This window comes from Bacillus glycinifermentans (genome assembly GCF_001042475.2).
Lineage (GTDB): Bacteria > Bacillota > Bacilli > Bacillales > Bacillaceae > Bacillus > Bacillus glycinifermentans.
Genome location: NZ_LECW02000080.1, coordinates 1 through 1,023 on the forward strand (window position 1 = coordinate 1; position 1,023 = coordinate 1,023).

2 protein-coding genes and 1 pseudogene are annotated in these 1,023 nt (G+C 50.4%); all 3 read right to left on the minus strand.

From position 1 onward, the window contains the following. Positions 1-263, minus strand: a pseudogene (locus tag AB447_RS24240) (hypothetical protein); the annotation flags it as partial. Further along, positions 250-615 carry a hypothetical protein gene (locus AB447_RS24245; RefSeq protein WP_232517618.1) on the minus strand — a complete coding sequence of 122 codons (366 nt, stop codon included), beginning with the start codon at positions 613-615 and terminating at the stop codon, positions 250-252. The pseudogene AB447_RS24240 and the gene AB447_RS24245, both read right to left, overlap by 14 nt. Continuing rightward, positions 615-839, minus strand: coding sequence for a hypothetical protein (locus AB447_RS27130; protein WP_241494798.1), 225 nt, complete (start codon positions 837-839; stop codon positions 615-617). Before AB447_RS27130 ends, AB447_RS24245 begins: the two co-directional genes overlap by 1 nt. Positions 840-1,023 lie beyond the last annotated feature (184 nt).

Below are 1,023 nucleotides of genomic sequence, written 5' to 3' on the forward strand. Positions count from 1 at the left end.
AATCCGAAGCTGATGCCCGGCCATTCTGCCGTCGGCCTGTATTCTGCAAAGCACAGGTCGATGAAGCGCTTCGTTACTTCCGGCCCGTATTCGCCTGGCTTCCGTTTCGTTCCGACCCAATGACCGAGCATTCCCGCTTCGGCTTGGTAGCCGCGAAAAGGTACGTACGGGACGCCGTAAAGCCGTTCGTGCTCCGCTTTGAGGTACGCCTGGAAATCGCGCGTGTTCCACTTGGCGACCGGCTTTGAGTCATACGTTGTCATCTTCGTCATCCTTTCCGTAAAGGAATCGATAAACTTCACCGTACACTTCGTATTCCGTTCCGTATCGCATCTTGCTAAGTAAATTCTCGACTCGATCGATAATTAACGTTGCCTCTCTTAGTTCTTGTTCAACCTCCGCAACGTAGTCGAGTAACTCCGGAATGTCTTGGCGTGCGTTTGCGATGAAATCTGCGTCTTCTTTCGTTACTGCCGCCGCAACGCCGTCCCAATGTGTTTTTACCCAATAGCGAAGATTTTCGTTTCCCGGCCACTCACTATCATCTGCGGCCCAATAGCTCTCCGTTGCTGCTTCCACACGCTGACGGATCGCTTCGAGTTCATCTTTTGTCATTACGCATTCACTCCTTCGATTTTGATTCCGAGGCAGTCGAGTGTATTTCGGACTCCTTCCGCAACGCCTGATGTGTAAAAATCGTCCTTACTGCGAGGCATGGATTGCTCATGTCGCTGGTAATTGGCCGCGTAATACTCCCGCACCTTCTCCTCCGGTGTCTTTTCGACTTCATATCCGTTGATTAATGCGGCTGCGATCGTCATTAGGTCGAGGTCATTCAAACACGAGAACATATCCGCCCAAGGATCGTCTACTTCCGTAAGAACGTTCGCATGGTCAATTAGAAAGCGATTATATAGCTTCGGACCTAAATCTAACCCTTGACGGACATAACACTTGATGCCTTCTTCGATCGCCCTCGCCTGCTCCTTCGTAATTACCGGCCTTTTAATTTCGCTCATCTAT